Origin of the sequence: Tateyamaria sp. Alg231-49 (assembly GCF_900143535.1) — a bacterium.
Classification (GTDB): domain Bacteria; phylum Pseudomonadota; class Alphaproteobacteria; order Rhodobacterales; family Rhodobacteraceae; genus Tateyamaria.
Map to the genome: position 1 here is coordinate 66,561 of NZ_FRFA01000004.1, position 18,707 is coordinate 85,267.

The following is an 18,707-nucleotide window of genomic DNA, read 5'->3' on the forward strand; positions in this document are numbered from 1 at the left end:
ATGGCTAGGATGCCAAAGCTTGGTCAAAAAACTACGCGACAGGTCAGATTTATCCTTCCGCCTTTGGGGAGCAAAGAGGATGATCCAAACCGGATCCGGTCTACACCATGGTAGGTCCGTCGGGCCGCGCCTCCCATAACCACCACATCGCCGCTTTCCAGCCATAACGACTCTGTCTTGCCACCGCGTGTGGTGTTGCCAATGCGGAACAGCCCCGCATCACCCAGAGACACTGACAGAACGGGCCAGTCGAAACTGGCCTCGTCTTTGTCTTGATGCATCCCCATGCGCGCATCCTCCCCGTAGTAGTTGATCAAACAGCAATCCGGAGCACGCTCAAGCCCTGTCAGTGTGTGCCAAAGCTGCAGAACCGATGCCGGGATCGGAGGCCATGGCCCACCGTCAGGATGGGTCGGTGCGTAGCGATATCCTGAACGGTCGGCATACCATCCCACGGCCCCAGCCGACGTCATTCGCACGGACATCGGCTTGCCATAGGGTGTCTGAGGCGAGAACATCGGCGCTTGTTTGGCAATATCGCGCACATCTGCGACCAATCCGGCCTGTGCGGCGCTATTCAACTGGCCTTTGTAGACGTCAAAACCCCGGATGTGCGCGTGCATAGGCCCTCTTCTCAACTTTATGTGCAATTTTGGCGGATTCCGTCCCGGTAGAACGGTTGCAGCGTCAAATGACCCTCCTTATATACGCCGCAGCGCGCAAGGAATCTTGCGCAAAACCTATCGTGGCGTCGATGCCGACTTCGGGTCGACGCTTCGTGTCATCGCCTTGAACTAGATAAAGGGATCGAAAAAACATGGCTAAAGTCATTGGTATTGACCTTGGAACAACAAACAGCTGCATCGCCATCATGGATGGTAGCCAGCCTCGCGTAATCGAAAACGCCGAAGGCGCACGGACAACACCGTCCATCGTCGCTTTCACAGAAAGCGAACGCCTCGTCGGCCAGCCGGCCAAACGGCAAGCGGTTACCAACCCCGACAACACAATTTTTGGTGTTAAGCGCCTGATTGGCCGCCGCAACGACGATGCGGATCTGGCCAAAGACAAGAAAAACCTGCCCTTCAACGTGATTGATGGCGGCAACGGCGACGCATGGGTCGAAGCCCGTGACGAGAAGTACTCGCCCAGCCAAATCTCTGCGTTCATCCTCGGCAAAATGAAAGAGACAGCGGAAAGCTATCTCGGCGAAGACGTGACCCAAGCGGTCATCACAGTCCCCGCCTATTTCAACGACGCCCAGCGCCAGGCAACCAAAGACGCCGGCAAAATCGCCGGCCTCGAAGTGCTGCGGATCATCAACGAACCGACAGCCGCCGCTTTGGCCTACGGTCTGGACAAAGAGAACAGCCAAACCATCGCGGTCTATGACCTTGGTGGTGGTACGTTCGACGTGACCATCCTCGAAATCGACGACGGCCTGTTCGAAGTAAAATCCACCAACGGTGATACGTTCCTTGGCGGTGAAGACTTTGACATGCGCATCGTGAACTACCTCGCGGCTGAGTTCAAAAAAGAGCACTCGGTCGACCTGACAGCCGACAAAATGGCCCTGCAGCGTCTCAAAGAGGCGGCAGAAAAGGCCAAGATCGAACTGTCCAGCGCGAACCAGACAGAAATCAACCAGCCCTTCATCTCGATGGGCAGCAACGGCCAACCGTTGCACATGGTGATGAAGCTGACGCGTGCCAAATTGGAAAGCCTTGTTGGTGATCTGATCAAAGCGTCCATGAAGCCGTGCGCTGCCGCGTTGAAAGACGCCGGTTTGTCAGCGTCTGACATCGATGAAGTCGTTCTGGTCGGCGGTATGACCCGTATGCCCAAAGTGGTCGAAGAAGTGACCAAGTTCTTCGGCAAAGAGCCCCACAAGGGTGTGAACCCTGACGAAGTGGTCGCCATGGGTGCCGCCATTCAGGCCGGTGTTCTGCAAGGCGACGTCAAAGACGTGGTTCTGCTCGACGTAACGCCTCTGTCGCTTGGCATCGAAACGCTTGGTGGCGTGTTCACACGCCTGATCGACCGCAACACGACAATCCCGACGAAGAAATCGCAAATCTTCTCGACTGCGGAAGACAACCAGAACGCCGTGACAATCCGCGTGTTCCAGGGTGAGCGCGAGATGGCCTCCGACAACAAGATCCTCGGTGCCTTCAACCTCGAAAACATCCCGCCCGCTCCACGCGGTATGCCCCAAATCGAAGTGACCTTCGACATCGACGCCAACGGCATCGTGTCGGTGGGCGCAAAAGACAAAGGCACTGGCAAGGAACAGCAGATCACGATCCAGGCCTCTGGCGGTCTGTCCGATGATGACATCGAACAAATGGTCAAAGACGCCGAGGACAATGCCGAGGCGGATAAGGAACGTCGCGAGCTGATCGAGGCGAAAAACCAAGCCGAAAGCCTGATCCATTCGACAGAAAAATCTGTCGAAGAGCATTCGGACAAGGTTGATCCGACCACGGTCGAAGCGATCGAACTGGCCATTGCCGCACTCAAGGACGAGTTGGAAACCGACAGTGCTGACAAGATCAAGTCCGGCATTCAGAACGTGACCGAAGCGGCCATGAAACTGGGCGAGGCGATCTACAAGTCAGCACAGGAAGAGGGCGATGATGAGCCCGCCGGTGCTGATGAGCCCCGCGACGCGGACGATGACATCGTCGATGCCGAGTTCGAAGACCTGGACAACGACAAGCGCGCCTAAGCGGTGACGCTCAAGGAACCAATCGCAGGGGCCGGTTCGCACAGGACCGGCCCCACGACGTTCCAGCTGAAGGATATGATCCATGGCAAAACGTGACTATTATGATGTGTTGGGCGTCCAAAAGGGCGCCAACGCTGACGAAATCAAGAAGGGGTTTCGCTCTAAGGCCAAAGAACTGCACCCGGATCGCAATGCCGACAAACCGGACGCCGAAGCGCAGTTCAAAGAAGCCAACGAAGCCTATGACGTTCTAAAAGACCCCGACAAAAAGGCGGCCTATGACCGCTTTGGCCACGCAGCCTTTGAGGGCGGCATGGGCGGCGGTGGTGGACGACCCGGCGGCGGCTTTGGCGGCCAGCAGGGCGACTTTGGCTCTGCCTTTTCGGACGTGTTTGACGACCTATTTGGCGACTTCATGGGCGGCCAACGCGGAGGCGGCGGCGGACGCCGTGCTGCGCGCGGCTCTGACCTGCGCTATAACCTGCGCGTCACGCTCGAAGACGCTTTTGCGGGCATGCAAAAAACCATCAACGTTCCCACATCCGTCAGCTGTGACAGTTGCGATGGTTCGGGCGCCGAAGGTGGCTCCGAACCTACCACCTGTCCCACGTGCTCCGGCATGGGCAAGGTGCGTGCACAACAAGGCTTCTTCACCGTCGAACGCACCTGCCCGACCTGTTCGGGCATGGGCCAGATCATTCAGAACCCTTGTAAGGTCTGTAATGGTGCAGGGCGCACTGAAAAGGATCGTTCGCTGAGCGTGAACATCCCCGCAGGCGTCGAAACCGGCACGCGCATTCGCCTCGCTGGCGAAGGTGAGGCAGGCATGCGCGGCGGCCCGTCAGGTGATCTCTACATCTTTATCGACGTGGCAACGCACGACCTGTTTGAACGCGACGGCAAGAACCTGTTCTGCCGTGTACCCGTGTCCATGAGTTCGGCCGCCCTTGGCGGATCGATCGAGGTGCCAACCATCGACGGCGGCCGGGGTCGGGTGCAAATCCCTGCCGGATCGCAATCGGGTCGGCAAATGCGCCTGCGCTCCAAGGGTATGCCTGCCCTGCGCGGCGGTGGTCCGGGGGACATGTTCATCGAACTGGCCGTTGAAACTCCAGTGAACCTCACCAGCCGTCAAAAAGAATTGCTGCGCGAATTCGAAGAATTGTCCGAAGAGAACAACCCTGAATCCAGTAGCTTCTTTTCTTCTGTCAAATCCTTCTGGGATTCGATGAAGGGCTGATAGGGTAAGGCGGGTTAACATCCGCCTTACGTCTCCGTTCCATTTTCCCAAACTGTATCACGGGCGGTGCACAGGTGGTGCACTCATTGGTCATACCCAATTTAGCCTCGCGTTAACCCATCACTAACCACAGGTCGGCAAAGTTGGCATATGTCACATTTTGCCGAACAACCTCTGCCTTTCGACTTTGACGAGGCGACACCCGCAACGATACCCAACGGAAAAACGCCGTCTTATATGGCTGACCACCGCAAGCGTTTGCGCACGCGGTTCATGGACGGCGGGGCGAGTGCCATGCCCGACTACGAACTGCTGGAACTGGTCCTGTTCCGCGCCATCCCCCGCCAAGACGTGAAACCACTGGCGCATCTGCTGATGGCCGAATTTGGCGATTTTAATCGGGTGGTGTCTGCACCCGTGGACCGATTGCGTGGCATCAAGGGTGTCGGCGACGCTATCATCATTGAACTGAAAGTTGTCGAAGCAGCCGCCCAGCGCCTCGCACGTGCCAAAGTATTGAATCAGCACGTGATTTCCGGCTGGGATGCTTTGATTGATTACTGCCACACCACCATGGCGCACCGTGAAACAGAGCAGTTTCGTGTGCTGTTTCTCGACCGTAAAAACGTGCTGATCGCGGATGAGGAACAAGGCAAGGGCACAGTCGATCACGTGCCAGTCTATCCACGCGAAGTTGCCAAACGCGCGCTGGAACTCAACGCTTCTGCACTGATCCTTGTGCACAACCATCCGTCGGGCGATCCTACGCCCAGCCAATCCGACATCAATATGACCAACCAGATGGAAAACGCCTGCGAGGCATTGGGGTTAACGCTGCATGATCATCTGATCGTGGGCAAATCCCGCGAACTCAGCTTCAAATCCGAAGGGTATCTGTGAGAGCTAGCGCACCCAAACCTCGACCCGCCGATTCGCCTGACGTCCCCACGCGCTGTTGTCACAGGCCATAGGCAACGCTTCGCCAAATGCGTCCACATCCAATTGAATCCGCTCGAAATTTGCGGTCTCAGCAGCAGCCATGACCGCACGGCGCACGGCCTCAGCACGGCGCAGGGCAATGTTGCGGTTGGCTGTTGCAGGTCCGTCTCCATCGCTGAACCCGACCAGCAACATCTGGCGCGCGTCATAGGTGCCCTGCTCCAACGCGCGGGCCAATTGCTGCACATTAGAGCGTGATTGTGCATCGAGGCGGGCTGATCCCGCTTCGAACCGGAACGACGTGGTCAACCGAGCCATGCCGTAAAGCGTCCGGGTCATGCGCTGCAACTCTTCCAGCGACACTTCGGGCCCGGCAGAGGTCACCGCATTTGCAAAGCGGTAGCCCTGGTCATTTATTGACACCTCCTCGGGTGCTTGATCCACGAAACCAGCCCGGCGGATCACAATCTGAGAAGACGCGCCGCGCATATAGGCCAACAACTCGCGCGCAACCTTGGGTAAACGTCGCGCGGGGATGTAAAGGAACATGGGTGCAGTCAGCGGATAATCCTCGGTCTTGATCGTGCCGCGCTGCGCAGACAGCGAAAACCCACAGTCTCCGGTTAGCGTCAATGCACGCCCATCGCCAGTTTCGGCATAGCTGGCGATCCCGATGGCGAACGGATCGGATAACACCGCATCAACAACGTCACCCGCCAGATCGTGACGGATGATCCCTTCGGCAAATGGCAGATCAATCGGCCCCATCACTTTGTCTTCCACTGACTGGCCTAAACCGGTCCGCGCACCGGGCAAGTGCAGTGAAATAGGTGCGTCGGCCCCACCCAACTCTGCCCAATTGGTGATCTGCCCGGCAAACACCTCTGCCAATGCTTGTGGCGAAATCTGATCTACGGGATTGGAGGGGGCCACAATCGGCACCATCGCATCCAGCGCCAGAACGCGGCTGCGGTTTGCATCCGTCATGTCACCCATTCCCGCTTCGCGGGCACGGGCGCGTTCTTCGGGTCGAATTTCGCGTAGCGCCATCACGATATCCGCGTCATTGGCCAGCAGATCGGCAAATCCCTCGTCCGTGGTCGATGCTTGGACATAGAACCGCGCAACAGGTTTCTCTGTGTCCGCATCGACGAGAGTATATGTAAAACCAACGGGCTCCAGCGGTTCGCGGCGCACGATATAGTCGCTGCGCAACGCAAACCCTTCGATCAAGGCAGGCAGCAGAACTGCACCCATGGTGGAAGAGCCCGAGATGGACACTTCGGCTACAAAATCTTGAAGGTTCGGACATGCAGGGCCCTCGCACAGAACACCCGACCCATCGACCGTCAATTCGCCATAGACAGTTTCGATCCGATAAAATTCGCCATCAAAACCCAACAAGGTCCCGCTGAGTTCAACGGCCCCATCAGGCGACGTAAGTGTCACATCCTGCGCAACAAGCGCAGTGCACCAAAAAGAAAGTGCGGCGAAGATCGCCGCACGTGCCCAAGCCATAAAGTGCCCTTTGTCGCAACGGTCAGTTGCTGGCGACTTTCAGGTCTGAGACAAGATTGTTCAACACCAGAAAAGTACCAACCGCGTCGCAATCCGGTACGGACAGGGTGAGGTTGCGGGTTTTTAACGTGCCTTCAGGCCCAAATTCGAGTGTCTGCGCCTCGATCTCGCGGCCGCAATTGTTGACGGTAACTTCGGTCTCGACACTCATGTCGATCACACCGGGCTGCGTCGTCATCGCACGGGCAAATGTGTAGACTTCGGCCATCAATGGCTCAGGCGACAATGTATCGCCCAATCGGGTGATCATACCATTGGTACCCGCAGTAAAACCTTCTACGTTTGGTTTGCGACCAGACCACTGGTGCCCGTTGTCGCCGTAGTCAGCCCCGAACTCACGGGCGTGCAATTCAAACCCGGCATCGCCGCGCCATTGCAGTACGACGCGGTCGTAGTTTGCGATGTCGGCAACTTTGGCTTGTGCAACAGCCCCGTCACCGTTGGCAAACGCCATGATAAAAACCGCGTCCTGAGAAAGGGCAGGTACAGTAAATGTCGCGCCACCACTTTCGTCCGTTGCCTCAGTGAACATGATCCCGTTGTGGTGCACGGTCAGTCGCTCGTTTGGCGCGCAAGGCGCATCCAGCGTCAACGTCACCATGGCGCCAGGCGCCGTCACAGCGTGCGCTGAAATCTCGCAAGTCGGATGCTCGGCAAGTACCTCTGGTGCAGGTGGCAGGTCATCAAGCGTCACTGCGGCAAGCTGCACCTCTTCATCAGTTTGCGGAACCGTAACTTCGGGCATGTCACTGGCCGAAGTCAGTTCGATGTCTTGCACTTGAAGGAGAATGTCAGCGCTTGCGGCAGTGGCCAGTGGCACTGCCGTGATGTCGCTTGGTTCTTGCGATATTGGCCGGGCTTGCGCGCCGTACCGTTCTTTTGCGGTTTCGCTGCTTTGCATTACGAAACCAATTCCGACAGCGATACCCAAGGTCCCTGCAGCTGTCAGCACTTCCTTAATATGTTTCATTTCCCACGTCCCTTCCCGGACTTCCCTGCATGAGAGATCGCATGTCAAAGGGGCTGGGTTATGACCGCCAAAGGGAGTCTTTGGGGCAGGAATGGGGCAATCAGCTTAAATCAGCCGACCGTGACAATGCTTAAACTTCTTCCCGGACCCGCAGGGGCAGGGCTCGTTTCGACCAGGATTTCCCCATGTGGACTGGTCGTCTTCGTCAAATCCCTTTTCGACGGCTTCTTCAGTCGGCGCTGGAAGTGCATCCTGTTCCGCCATCTGGGTCGCGGCCTGCTGTTGTGCCGCAATGTCGGCCAACATTTGTTCACGTTCTTCATCCGTCATGGGGCGAATCATCGACAGTTTCTGCGTCACTTCGTTGCGCAGGCTATCCAGCATGGATTCAAAAAGCTGGAACGCTTCGTTCTTGTATTCATTCAGCGGATCGCGTTGCGCATAGCTGCGGAAGCCAACAACAGACCGTAGGTGTTCTAGCGTCAACAGGTGCTCACGCCACTTGCCGTCGATGGCCTGAAGCAAGAGCTGCTTTTCGATGCTGCGCATGTTTTCCGGGCCAAAGGCTTCGGTCTTTTGTGCCATCAGCGCATCACTCGCCTCAATCAGACGGTCGCGCATCTGTTCATCGTCTACGCCTTCTTCTTCGCCCCACGCCACCACAGGAGCATCAAGGCCAAGATGTTCCAGAACCGCGGCGTGCAGTCCTTCGGTATCCCACTGATCGGCATAGCTGTTGGGCGGCAGGAACTGATCAATCAGATCGTCCACCACCTGATCGCGCATATCCGCTGTGATTTCCGACAGGTCCTCTGCTTCCATGATGTCCCGGCGCTGGGTGAAGATCACCTTGCGCTGTTCGTTCATCACGTCGTCAAATTTCAAAAGCTGTTTGCGGATGTCAAAGTTACGGCCTTCGACCTTTGCCTGCGCGCGTTCCAGCGACTTGTTTACCCATGGGTGTACAATCGCCTCGCCCTCTTCGAGGCCCAGCGTCTTGAGAACCTTATCCAGGCGGCCCGAACCAAAGATGCGCATAAGGTCGTCTTCGAGGCTGAGGTAAAAGGACGTGCGGCCCGCATCCCCCTGACGGCCCGAGCGTCCGCGCAGCTGGTTATCGATGCGACGGCTTTCGTGACGTTCAGAGGCGAGGACGAATAATCCACCCGCTTCCAGAACCTTTTTGTTCTCTTCCAGATGTTCGGATTCGATCCGCGCGCGTACCTCGGCCGGGTCGGCCTCGGGGTTAGCTGTGATCGCTTCCAGCACCTTCATCTCGACGTTGCCGCCCAGCTGAATGTCTGTACCGCGCCCGGCCATGTTGGTCGCGATAGTCACCGCTCCCAGCTTGCCAGCATCGGCGATGATCTGGGCTTCTTGTTCGTGTTGGCGCGCGTTCAAAACGTTGTGCGGAATGTTCTCCGCAGCCAGCAGGTTAGAAAACATCTCGGACTTGTCGATGGATGTCGTGCCAACCAGAACTGGCTGACCCTTGGCGTGTGCGGTCTTGATCTCTTCGATCATCGCTTTGTATTTTTCAGCAGCAGTCCGAAAGACCTGATCGTCTTCGTCCACCCGTGTGATGGGTTTGTTCGTAGGCACTTCGACCACACCCAACCCATAAATTTCACGGAATTCTTCAGCCTCGGTCGCCGCCGTCCCGGTCATCCCAGCCAGCTTGTCATAAAGACGGAAGTAGTTTTGGAAGGTTACAGATGCCAACGTCTGGTTCTCTGGCTGGATCTGGACGTTTTCCTTAGCTTCGATCGCCTGATGCAAACCTTCAGACAACCGGCGGCCGGTCATCATGCGCCCCGTAAATTCGTCAATCAGAACAACTTCGCCATTCCGAACGATGTAATCCTTGTCTTTGCGGAACAGTTTGTGCGCGCGCAGACCCTGATTGACGTGGTGCACGATGGATGTGCTCTCAGGATCATAAAGCGAGGCGTTTTCCTCGATCAGGCCATCGGAACGCAATTTTTCTTCGAGGAACTCGTTGCCCTCGTCTGTAAAGGTCACACTGCGCTGCTTTTCATCCAGCTCAAAATGCGCTTCTTCAATCAACGGGATGATCGCGTCGATGGTCACATACATTTCGGAACGGTCCTGAAGCGGACCGGAAATGATCAAAGGCGTTCGGGCTTCATCGATCAGGATACTGTCGACCTCATCCACCACGGCAAAGTTATGGCCACGTTGAACCATCTGATCGATGGACGGTTTCATGTTGTCGCGCAGATAATCAAAGCCCAACTCATTGTTGGTGGCATAGGTCACGTCGCAAGCATAAGCCGCGCGCTTGTTCTCTTCACCAATCCCGTTGATGGCAACGCCGGTGGTCATGCCAAGGGCAGCAAACACCTTGCCCATCCATTCCGCGTCACGCTGCACAAGATAGTCATTGACCGTGACAACATGCACACCCTTGCCCGTGAGGGCGTTCAGGTAGCAGGCAAACGTGGCGGTCAGCGTTTTGCCCTCGCCCGTCTTTTGTTCGGCGATGTTGCCTTGGTGCAAAAAGATCGCACCTAACAACTGCGTGTCATAGGCGCGCAGACCCAGCGTACGGCGGGCCGCTTCGCGGCAATTCGCAAAGGCTTCGGGCAACAGGTCATCAAGGCTCTCGCCACCCATCGCACGTTTGGCGAGCTCTTCGGTCTTGTCCTTAAGGCCTTCGTCGCTCAGCGCCTTGGCCTCAGCCTCCAATGCATTGATCTGCTCGACCAGGGGTCGCGTCGCTTTAACCTTGCGGTCATTTGGCGTGCCAAACACCTTCTTTGTGAGGGTTTTGAAACCGAGCATGCGTTCTCCAGGCGATCAATTCATGTTCATCAGCAACTGCTTGCCGGGCGCGCGCCAAGCCCATAGAAACGGTAAGGCAAAAGCGGTCCCAGCCGCGTCCATAGGGCGATGTAAGGGTCACGCTAAACCGTGTCAATGCACGCGCCCTCCGCGTGCCCAGCCCAAGGACTTAACATTCATGAAACACCTTCTTTCTTTGCCCACGCTGGGCCTTGTCGTCGCGATGGCCCTACCGGTCGCCGCACAAGACGCCGATCAGGTCGTGGCAACGGTAAACGGGACGGACATCACCGTCGGGCACATGATCGTTGCCCGCGCTACCTTGCCCCAGCAGTTTCAGGAATTGCCAGACGAAGTTCTGTTCAACGGCATTCTCGAGCAACTGGTACAACAGACCCTTCTGGCGCAGTCCTTTGACAGTGACCTGCCCAAACGCGCGCAACTTTCGCTGGAAAACGAAACACGTTCTTTGACAGCAGGTGAAGCGCTTGAGGAACTGTTTGCGGTTGCTTTGACAGACACTGCACTTCAGGACGCGTATGAGGCGCGGTTTGAAGACGCCGAAGCCGCCGAAGAATACAACGCCTCCCATATTCTGGTCGAGACGGAAGAAGCAGCATTGGCCGTAAAAGAAGAAATCGAAGGCGGCGCCGACTTTGCAGCCGTCGCCCGCGAAAAATCGACCGGTCCGTCCGGTCCCAATGGTGGGCAATTGGGCTGGTTCGGGACAGGCGCCATGGTTCCCAGTTTTGAAGCGGCAGTCGTTGCGCTTGAAGTTGGTGAAGTGTCCGCACCCGTCCAGACACAGTTTGGCTGGCACGTCATCATTCTGAACGAATCCCGCGTTCAGGAACGTCCAACTCTGGATGCCATCCGCTCCGAACTCGAAGAGGGTCTCCGCGCAACGGCGCTTGAAGCCCGGATCGAAGAGCTGACAGTCGGGGCAAAGATTGATCAGACTGGCGCAGAAGGTGTTGACCCAGCGGTCATCAAAGACCTCACACTGGTCGATTAAAGATGGCCGGCACAGGCAAGGTATCCCCATTGGCACCGGCGGCGTTTCCAGCGCTGCCGGTGATTTCCGGAGTGACATTCTCGGCCGTTGCGGCGGGCGTAAAGTACACCGGGCGTACCGACGTGATGCTGGCGCAATGCGTGCTGGGAACCACCATCGCCGGCACATTCACCCGATCAGCGACCCGATCAGCTCCGGTTCTGGACTGTCAGGCAAAATTGGGTGAGGCGTCTGATGCCGGGGCGGCCATACTTGTAAATTCGGGCAATTCGAATGCCTTCACAGGGCGCAATGGTCAGGCAGCAACGGATGCCATCGTTGAGGCCACTGCCGCCGCAACAGGTATTCCGGCCTCCCGTGTTTTCACTGCATCGACCGGAGTGATCGGGGAACCGCTTCCGTTTGAGCGGATCACGTCTAAACTGACTGAGTTGCACCAATCGCTATCGCCCGATGCGATCGGCGACGCTGCCCACGCGATCATGACAACTGACACCTATCCCAAGGGGGCGTCCGCGACCTGTCTGATCGGCGGCAAAACTGTAAACATCGCTGGCATCGCAAAAGGCAGCGGCATGATCGCGCCGGACATGGCGACAATGCTGGTCTACATCTTTACCGACGCTCAAGTCGATCAACCAACGTTGCAGGGCATGACGACCAAGTGCTGCAACGCGACCTTCAATTGCATCACTGTGGACAGCGACACGTCCACCTCGGACAGCCTTTTGGTCGCAGCGACCGGCGCCAGCGGCGTGGACGCAAGCGAAGACCCAAAATTTGAGGCCGCGTTGCACGACGTGATGCTGGATCTTGCCCACCAAGTTGTGCGGGACGGTGAGGGAGCAACAAAGTTTGTCGAAGTCACTGTAACGGGCGCAGAGGACGAGGCCAGTGCCCGTATTCACGGCCTGTCGATCGCGAATTCGCCACTAGTGAAAACCGCCATTGCGGGCGAGGATCCCAATTGGGGCCGCGTCGTTATGGCCTTGGGAAAATCTGGCGCAGCTGCAGATCGGGATAAACTGTCGATTTGGTTTGGCGATGTACTCGTGGCGGAAGATGGGTGGGTCAGCCCAAATTATGTTGAGGCAGACGCCGCAGCTCATATGAAATCTGATCACATTCATATCCGCGTGGACTGTGGGATAGGCAGCGGGTCTTCAACCGTTTGGACCTGTGACCTGACCCACGGCTATATTGAGATCAACGCGGATTATCGTTCGTGAAGGTCGTTCTGGTCTCTGCCGTCGCCCTTATCGACACTGACGGTCGAATTCTTCTTGCACAACGACCCGAAGGTAAGTCGATGGCAGGTCTATGGGAGTTTCCCGGCGGCAAAATCGAGCACGGCGAAACGCCCGAAGTCGCCCTAATCCGAGAGTTAGAAGAAGAGCTGGGAATAAACACATGGCAGTCCTGCCTTGCCCCGCTGACGTTCGCAAGCCACAGATATGACACTTTCCATCTGTTGATGCCGCTGTTCGCCTGCCGCAAATGGGAAGGCACACCGCAGTCAAAAGAAGGGCAAGTCTTGAAATGGGTCAAACCACATGACTTAAAATCCTACCCAATGCCCGCTGCCGACGTCCCTTTGATCCCGATATTGCGGGATTGGCTCTGACCAATGAGCGATATTTTTCTCATATTGCACAAAAAGTGTCATTTTCGTGAAATTGTTGGTGACATTTCACCTTAAAATTGTGCAAAATGCGAAAAGGTTTTTCTTGGGGAGGAAGAACAATGATCAGAACTATCGCAATGGGTACTGCGATATTGGTACAGGGGATATACGTCAAAACCTTGCCAGACGGTCGTATGACAGTTCGGGTGGGCGGGACAAACTACTCTGGAAAACCGATTTCTCAGGCCGCCTGACTTAAGACAGACGACCAATTAAAAAGGGGACAGTGCTCACTGTCCCCTTTTATTTTTGTATTCACCGAACTTGTCAGTCGAGCGAACGAGAGATTTCTTCGCGCTCAAATATTTCGATGACATCCTTAGGCCGAATATCCTCGTAATTCTCAAACGCCATCCCGCATTCCTGACCAGACTGCACCTCGGCAACCTCATCTTTGAAGCGTTTCAGGGTTTTCAGAGTGCCTTCGTGGATCACGACGTTGTCACGCAGCAAACGCACACCAGCGCTACGACGCGCCACACCTTCAGTGACCAGACAACCAGCGACTTTGCCGACGTTGGATACTTTGAACACTTCTTTGATCTCGGCATAACCGATAAAGGTCTCGCGGATTTCGTTGCTGAGCAGACCAGAGGCGGCCGCTTTCACGTCGTCCACAAGGTCGTAGATCACCGAATAATACCGGATCTCGACACCTTTTTGGTTGGCCGTGTTCCGCGCAGAGGCGTTGGCCCGCACGTTAAAGCCCATGATCGGTGCACCAGACGCTTCGGCCAGACCCACATCCGTTTCGGTGATGGCGCCGACGCCCGAATGCAGCACGCGCACGCGCACTTCATCGTTGCCGATCTTCTCCATCGCCTGAACGATCGCTTCGGCAGACCCTTGCACGTCGGCTTTGACCAGAATGGGCAATTCGCTGACATCCTCATCGGCCTTGGCATTCGCCATAAGCTGCTCAAGTGTCGTGGCCGCACCGGCAGCCGCACGTTTGTCCTTGGCGGCGTTGGCACGATATTCCGCAATCTCGCGGGCCTGTGCCTCGGTCTCTGTCACGTTCAAAACGTCGCCCGCTTCGGGTGTGCCGTTGAGGCCAAGAACCTCGACCGGCACCGATGGGCCCGCTTCTTTGACGCGCTCACCCTGGTCGTTGATCAGCGCACGGACCTTACCGTACTGCTCACCCACAACAAAGATGTCGCCCTGACGCAGCGTACCGTTCTGGATCAGAACAGTCGCAACAGGGCCGCGGCCCACGTCCAACTGCGCTTCGATCACGGCACCTTGGGCCGCACGATCCGGGTTCGCCTTCAATTCCAAGAGTTCGGACTGCAGAGCAATCGCCTCAAGCAACTCGTCCAGACCTTGCCCCGTGATGGCCGAGACTTCGACGTCCTGCACTTCGCCTGACATCTTTTCAACGATCACTTCGTGCTGCAACAGATCGGTACGCACCTTGTCCGGGTTGGCGGCAGGTTTGTCGATCTTGTTGATCGCGACGATCATCGGCACTTCGGCAGCCTTGGCATGCGCAATCGCTTCGATCGTCTGCGGCATCACCGCGTCGTCGGCAGCAACAACCAGAACCACGATGTCCGTGACCTGTGCACCCCGCGAGCGCATCGACGTAAACGCTGCGTGGCCGGGTGTATCAAGGAAGCTGAGCATCGTGCCGCCATCGGTCTTTACCTGATAGGCACCAATGTGCTGCGTGATGCCGCCTGCTTCGCCTGCGACGACTTTGGCGTCCCGGATGGCGTCCAGAAGGGACGTTTTACCGTGGTCAACGTGGCCCATGATGGTGATGACCGGTGGACGCGGAATAAGGTCAGCCTCATCATCGACAATCTCTTTGATCACGTCTTCGACGTCGGCATCAGACACACGTTGTACGGTGTGGCCAAACTCTTCGATTATCAACTCAGCGGTATCAGCATCAATGGTCTCGTTCTGTGTGACCATCATGCCCATTTGCATAAGGGATTTCACAACATCACCGACCCGTTCCGTCATGCGGTTCGCAAGTTCGGAAACCACAATAGCTTCTGGCAGAGCAACGGTGCGCATGACCTTTTCACGCTCAACCGTACCGCCCATCGCCTTTTGACGAGCGCGCTCTTGTTTGCGTTTCATCGCAGCCATCGACCGGTGACGGCCTGCGCCGCCACCCGTGGCTTCTGACAGCGTCAGTTTGCCGGAACGGCGATTATCTTCGCCACGCCCTTTTGGACGTTGTTGCTGGTCACGTTCGTTTTTGCGCGGAGTCGCCGCAGGCGGTGGCCCGCCACGATTTGGCGCAGCCCGCGCGGGTTGCTGAGTATCCACAGGTGCGGGGTTGGCCGCAGCCTGAGCCGCCGCTTCAGCTTCGCGCCTTTTGTTTTCTTCTTCCTCGGCTTTCGCCTTGAGGCTTTCCTCACGCTCTTTTTCTTCGCGTTCCTTGGCCTCAATCTCGGCACGGCGGCGCTCACGCTCTTTTTCGCGGGCCTTTTCAGCAGCCTCACGTTCCGCAGCCTCATCGGCCTCGCGCGACTTGGCCGCCTGCAGCGCTTTCATGCGGCGCTCCATCTCGGCATCAGTTATGCCAGCGGGGCGACGGCTTGGGTCACCTCCGGCCGCAGCAGATCCGCCAGCAGGCTTGGTCGCACCCGGCTTGGGTACGACGACCCGCTTGCGCTTGGTCTCGACGACAACATTCTTGGTCCGTCCATGGCTGAAACTCTGTTTCACATTGCCCGGACGCGCGCCGCTGCGCAGACCCAAAGTCTTTTTCCCGTCTGTATCGCTCAAAGCTCGTCTATCCTTCCCGGCGACCGTTGCCGCCGTCATTTTCGCGCACACCGCGTAAACGGTTGGCTTCCTCTACAACACGTTGCGTGAGTCCACCAGAGGCGAGCGCGCCGTGTATCACAGTTTGGCGGCCAAAGGCCAAACCCAACTCATCTGCTGTTAGCCAGCCGATGTAACTGCCGTAATGCGGTGTGCTGAGTTTGGACTTGCCACGTCCAGACCCATCAACCGCTTGTATCAACACCTGAGCCTCTTCATTTTGAAGCCAGGTTTTGACTTTTTCGTATCCAGCCACCGCTCTACCCGACTTTCGGGACAGCGCGATCAAGTCGACAACGCGCCGCGCCAGTTGGCGTTCGACCTCAGCCACCAGACCATCTGACACCTGCACGGGCATCTTAGCCCCCCGAGCAAACAGCTTTTTGGCCACTGCCTTGTCGAGCGCGTCGCGATCAGCCGCAACATAAATACCACGGCCCGGCAGCTTTCCAGCGATATCCGGCACAATCTGCGCATCCGGCCCAACAACAAAGCGGATCAACCCATGTTTAGGTTGTACCTCGCCCGTTGCGATGCACTTACGCTCTGCACCGTCACTGCGGTCTTTTGAGGCGCCACCGCGTCCCATGAGGTTGCCCCGAGGCCTGAGATCAGGCCTCGGTCTCCTCGGTCAGATCAGCGTCTTCTTGTTCTTCTTCGTCAGCTTCCAATTCGGTCGGATCGACCCAGCCCAGCATAATGCGCGCTGTCATGACCAGATGCTGCGCTTCTTCCAGTGACACCTCAAAGGGCTCAAGAACGCCATCATCTTTATGACGTTCACCATCAACTGTCGTCCAGCCACCGGCCAGTTCCCAGTCCGCGCAGGTTGCAAAGTCTTCGAGAGTTTTCACGTCGTCTTTGGCCAACGCCTCAATCATTTGGGGTGTGAGCCCGTCAAAATCAATAAGGCTGTCTTCGGCACCCAAGGCGCGTGCGCTTTCCAACGCCGCTTTGGCCGCGGCCTCAAGCACGTCACGGGCACGGGCCTGCAATTCAGCAGCGGTGCCTTCGTCCACTCCGTCGATGACCAGCAGCTCGTCTACCTCAACATAGGCAACCTCTTCGAGGTTGGTGAAGCCTTCGGACACCAGCAACTGGGCAAAGAATTCATCGAGGTCCAGATTGTCCATGAACAGCTTGGTGCGCTGCTCAAACTCGGCCTGACGACGAGCCGATTCGTCGGCCTCGGTCATGATGTCGATGTCCAGACCGGTCAGCTGGCTGGCCAGACGCACGTTCTGACCGCGGCGACCAATGGCGAGGGACAGTTGTTCTTCGGGCACGACCACTTCGATCTTGCCCGCCTCTTCGTCCAGAACCACTTTGCTCACTTCAGCAGGCTGCAACGCGTTCACAAGGAAAGTCGGCTGATCCTCATTCCATGGAATGATGTCGATCTTTTCGCCCTGCAACTCGTTCACAACGGCCTGCACGCGCGAACCACGCATACCAACACATGCCCCAACAGGGTCGATGGAGCCGTCATAAGAAATAACAGCAATCTTGGCGCGCGATCCGGGGTCACGGGCAACGGCTTTGATCTCGATGATGCCGTCATAGATTTCTGGCACTTCCATCTTGAACAACTCGGCCATGAACTCGGGCGCGGTGCGGCTCAGGAAAATCTGGGGTCCACGCTGCTCGCGGCGCACATCTTTGATGTAGCAGCGGATGCGATCGTTCGGGCGATAGGATTCGCGGCCAATCTTTTCGTTGCGGCGCAGGATCGCTTCGCCTGCGCCCACATCGACGATGACGTTGCCGTACTCTTCGCGCTTGACCAAAGCGTTGATGATGGTGCCTGCGCGGTCTTTGAACTCTTCGAACTGGCGATCCCGTTCAGCTTCGCGCACTTTTTGCAGGATGACCTGCTTGGCAGACTGTGCCGCAATCCGGCCCATCTCGACAGGAGGAACCTCTTCGATCAGCTGCTGACCAACCTCGGGGTCTTCCATATATTGCTTGGCCTGCTCAACTGTGAATTCGGCCTGATAGTTTTCCAGCAATTCGTCTTCGACCACTGTGCGCACACGAGTAAAGGTGGCGCGGCCTGTCTTGCGGTCAATGCTGACACGGATGTCCATTTCCGCGCCGTAACGCGACTTCGCCGCACGGGCGAGCGATTCTTCCATCGCCTCGATGACCAGCACAGGGTCGATCATCTTTTCGCGGGCAACCGCCTCGGCGGTTTGCAACAGCTCAAGCTGGTTTGCAGATGTAATGGCCATCAGGTGTTCTCCTCAGACTCTTCGGTCGTTTCGTCTTCTGATATTTCGTCAAATTCAGTTTCTTTGATCACACCGGCGGCTTTGCGCTGGCGCAACATTTCTTTGATCAGCTCGTCCGTCAGAACCAGCTTGGCATCGCTCAACCAATCAAACTTCAGACCAATCGTGCCTTCGGCCACGTTGATCAGCACTTCGTCGTCCTCAACGCCTGCCAATATGCCCTTAAAGCGGCGGCGTCCGTCGATCAGCTCATCTGTTTCCAGCTTGGCATCGTAGCCTTCGAACATGTCGAAGTCCTTGAGGCGCGTCAGCGGGCGGTCAATGCCCGGGCTGCTCACTTCGAGCGTGTAGGCGTCCAAAATCGGGTCTTCGACATCCAGCGTTGCACTGACAGCCGTCGAGATAGCACTGCAATCATCGACTTCAATTCCGCCTTCAGGCTTGTCAGCCATGATCTGGAGCGTGGTTTCTTTGCCGCTCATCAGACGAACGCGCACCAGTTCATAGCCCAGATCCTCGATCACCGGGGTGATGATCTCGGCCAGGCGACGGTCGATGGCAGCTTTGGCGATCAGGTCGTTGTTCATGGTTCTTTCAGGCACAAAAAAACGGGCGCGCGGCCCGTTGATGGTTCTCGGTGGAGCGTCGGGTTTGGACCCCAGCGCGCCGCTGTTGAAGGGCATATACGCACGTCGGGATGAGTCTGCAAGGCCCCTCAGGCCATCCACCA

At 57.0% G+C, this 18,707-nt stretch carries 15 protein-coding genes; 7 read left to right on the top strand and 8 right to left on the bottom strand.

The annotated features are described in order from the left end of the window. Positions 1-23: 23 nt before the first annotated feature. Complete coding sequence (locus tag DHN60_RS08190) at positions 24-623, bottom strand: alpha-ketoglutarate-dependent dioxygenase AlkB (protein ID WP_108836813.1); 600 nt, start codon at positions 621-623, stop codon at positions 24-26. A gap of 194 nt (positions 624-817) precedes the next feature. Here DHN60_RS08190 and dnaK point away from each other — a divergent pair, with 194 nt between their 5' ends. The 3 genes from dnaK (at position 818) to radC (ending at position 4,868) form a co-directional block, all read left to right on the top strand. After that, positions 818-2,728, top strand: a complete 1,911-nt coding sequence (gene dnaK / locus DHN60_RS08195) for a molecular chaperone DnaK (protein WP_108836814.1) — start codon at positions 818-820, stop codon at positions 2,726-2,728. An 82-nt stretch (positions 2,729-2,810) separates the two neighbouring features. Then, a complete protein-coding gene (dnaJ, locus tag DHN60_RS08200; RefSeq protein ID WP_108836815.1) occupies positions 2,811-3,968 on the top strand; it encodes a molecular chaperone DnaJ in 1,158 nt (385 codons plus the stop codon). 150 nt (positions 3,969-4,118) lie between these two features. After that, on the top strand, positions 4,119-4,868 hold the full coding sequence (gene radC / locus DHN60_RS08205; RefSeq protein ID WP_108836816.1) for a DNA repair protein RadC: 750 nt from the start codon (positions 4,119-4,121) through the stop codon (positions 4,866-4,868). A gap of 3 nt (positions 4,869-4,871) precedes the next feature. Here the strand turns inward: radC and DHN60_RS08210 are convergent, their stop codons facing one another. The 3 genes from DHN60_RS08210 to secA form a co-directional block, all read right to left on the bottom strand. After that, positions 4,872-6,425 carry a substrate-binding domain-containing protein gene (locus DHN60_RS08210; protein WP_108836817.1) on the bottom strand — a complete coding sequence of 518 codons (1,554 nt, stop codon included), beginning with the start codon at positions 6,423-6,425 and terminating at the stop codon, positions 4,872-4,874. Between the two features lie 22 nt (positions 6,426-6,447). Further along, on the bottom strand, positions 6,448-7,455 hold the full coding sequence (locus DHN60_RS08215; protein WP_108836818.1) for a hypothetical protein: 1,008 nt from the start codon (positions 7,453-7,455) through the stop codon (positions 6,448-6,450). A gap of 105 nt (positions 7,456-7,560) precedes the next feature. Further along, positions 7,561-10,260, bottom strand: coding sequence for a preprotein translocase subunit SecA (gene secA, locus DHN60_RS08220; protein WP_108836819.1), 2,700 nt, complete (start codon positions 10,258-10,260; stop codon positions 7,561-7,563). A 178-nt stretch (positions 10,261-10,438) separates the two neighbouring features. Between secA and DHN60_RS08225 the strand changes: the two genes are divergently transcribed. The 4 genes from DHN60_RS08225 (at position 10,439) to DHN60_RS22830 (ending at position 13,153) form a co-directional block, all read left to right on the top strand. Then, positions 10,439-11,275: a peptidylprolyl isomerase gene (locus tag DHN60_RS08225; protein ID WP_108836820.1), complete on the top strand. Its 837-nt coding sequence runs from the start codon at positions 10,439-10,441 to the stop codon at positions 11,273-11,275. A 2-nt stretch (positions 11,276-11,277) separates the two neighbouring features. Further along, a complete protein-coding gene (argJ, locus tag DHN60_RS08230; RefSeq protein WP_108836821.1) occupies positions 11,278-12,504 on the top strand; it encodes a bifunctional glutamate N-acetyltransferase/amino-acid acetyltransferase ArgJ in 1,227 nt (408 codons plus the stop codon). Further along, positions 12,501-12,899, top strand: coding sequence for an 8-oxo-dGTP diphosphatase MutT (gene mutT / locus DHN60_RS08235; protein WP_108836822.1), 399 nt, complete (start codon positions 12,501-12,503; stop codon positions 12,897-12,899). The genes argJ and mutT overlap by 4 nt, the downstream gene beginning before the upstream one ends. 119 nt (positions 12,900-13,018) lie before the next feature. Further along, positions 13,019-13,153: a hypothetical protein gene (locus DHN60_RS22830; protein WP_255415561.1), complete on the top strand. Its 135-nt coding sequence runs from the start codon at positions 13,019-13,021 to the stop codon at positions 13,151-13,153. Positions 13,154-13,226: 73 nt separating this feature from the next. Here DHN60_RS22830 and infB read toward each other — a convergent pair whose 3' ends face one another. Genes infB through rimP form a run of 4 tightly spaced genes read right to left on the bottom strand, consistent with a single transcriptional unit; the run spans position 13,227 to position 18,564 of the window. Continuing rightward, entirely contained in the window at positions 13,227-15,707 is a 2,481-nt protein-coding gene (gene infB, locus DHN60_RS08240) for a translation initiation factor IF-2 (RefSeq protein WP_108836951.1), read from the bottom strand. A 7-nt stretch (positions 15,708-15,714) separates the two neighbouring features. Next, positions 15,715-16,335 carry an RNA-binding protein gene (locus DHN60_RS08245; protein WP_108836823.1) on the bottom strand — a complete coding sequence of 207 codons (621 nt, stop codon included), beginning with the start codon at positions 16,333-16,335 and terminating at the stop codon, positions 15,715-15,717. Between the two features lie 22 nt (positions 16,336-16,357). Continuing rightward, positions 16,358-17,977 carry a transcription termination factor NusA gene (gene nusA / locus DHN60_RS08250; RefSeq protein WP_108836824.1) on the bottom strand — a complete coding sequence of 540 codons (1,620 nt, stop codon included), beginning with the start codon at positions 17,975-17,977 and terminating at the stop codon, positions 16,358-16,360. Next, positions 17,977-18,564, bottom strand: a complete 588-nt coding sequence (gene rimP / locus DHN60_RS08255) for a ribosome maturation factor RimP (protein ID WP_108836952.1) — start codon at positions 18,562-18,564, stop codon at positions 17,977-17,979. The genes nusA and rimP overlap by 1 nt, the downstream gene beginning before the upstream one ends. Positions 18,565-18,707 lie beyond the last annotated feature (143 nt).

Coding starts and splice junctions, on each gene's coding strand:
- DHN60_RS08245 (WP_108836823.1), bottom strand. CDS start 16,335: ATGGGACGCGGTGGCGCCTCAAAAGACCGCAGTGACGGTGCAGAGCGT.
- DHN60_RS08210 (WP_108836817.1), bottom strand. CDS start 6,425: ATGGCTTGGGCACGTGCGGCGATCTTCGCCGCACTTTCTTTTTGGTGC.
- rimP (WP_108836952.1), bottom strand. CDS start 18,564: ATGAACAACGACCTGATCGCCAAAGCTGCCATCGACCGTCGCCTGGCC.
- secA (WP_108836819.1), bottom strand. CDS start 10,260: ATGCTCGGTTTCAAAACCCTCACAAAGAAGGTGTTTGGCACGCCAAAT.
- DHN60_RS08215 (WP_108836818.1), bottom strand. CDS start 7,455: ATGAAACATATTAAGGAAGTGCTGACAGCTGCAGGGACCTTGGGTATC.
- DHN60_RS22830 (WP_255415561.1), top strand. CDS start 13,019: ATGATCAGAACTATCGCAATGGGTACTGCGATATTGGTACAGGGGATA.
- nusA (WP_108836824.1), bottom strand. CDS start 17,977: ATGGCCATTACATCTGCAAACCAGCTTGAGCTGTTGCAAACCGCCGAG.
- radC (WP_108836816.1), top strand. CDS start 4,119: ATGTCACATTTTGCCGAACAACCTCTGCCTTTCGACTTTGACGAGGCG.
- dnaJ (WP_108836815.1), top strand. CDS start 2,811: ATGGCAAAACGTGACTATTATGATGTGTTGGGCGTCCAAAAGGGCGCC.
- argJ (WP_108836821.1), top strand. CDS start 11,278: ATGGCCGGCACAGGCAAGGTATCCCCATTGGCACCGGCGGCGTTTCCA.
- DHN60_RS08190 (WP_108836813.1), bottom strand. CDS start 623: ATGCACGCGCACATCCGGGGTTTTGACGTCTACAAAGGCCAGTTGAAT.
- dnaK (WP_108836814.1), top strand. CDS start 818: ATGGCTAAAGTCATTGGTATTGACCTTGGAACAACAAACAGCTGCATC.
- DHN60_RS08225 (WP_108836820.1), top strand. CDS start 10,439: ATGAAACACCTTCTTTCTTTGCCCACGCTGGGCCTTGTCGTCGCGATG.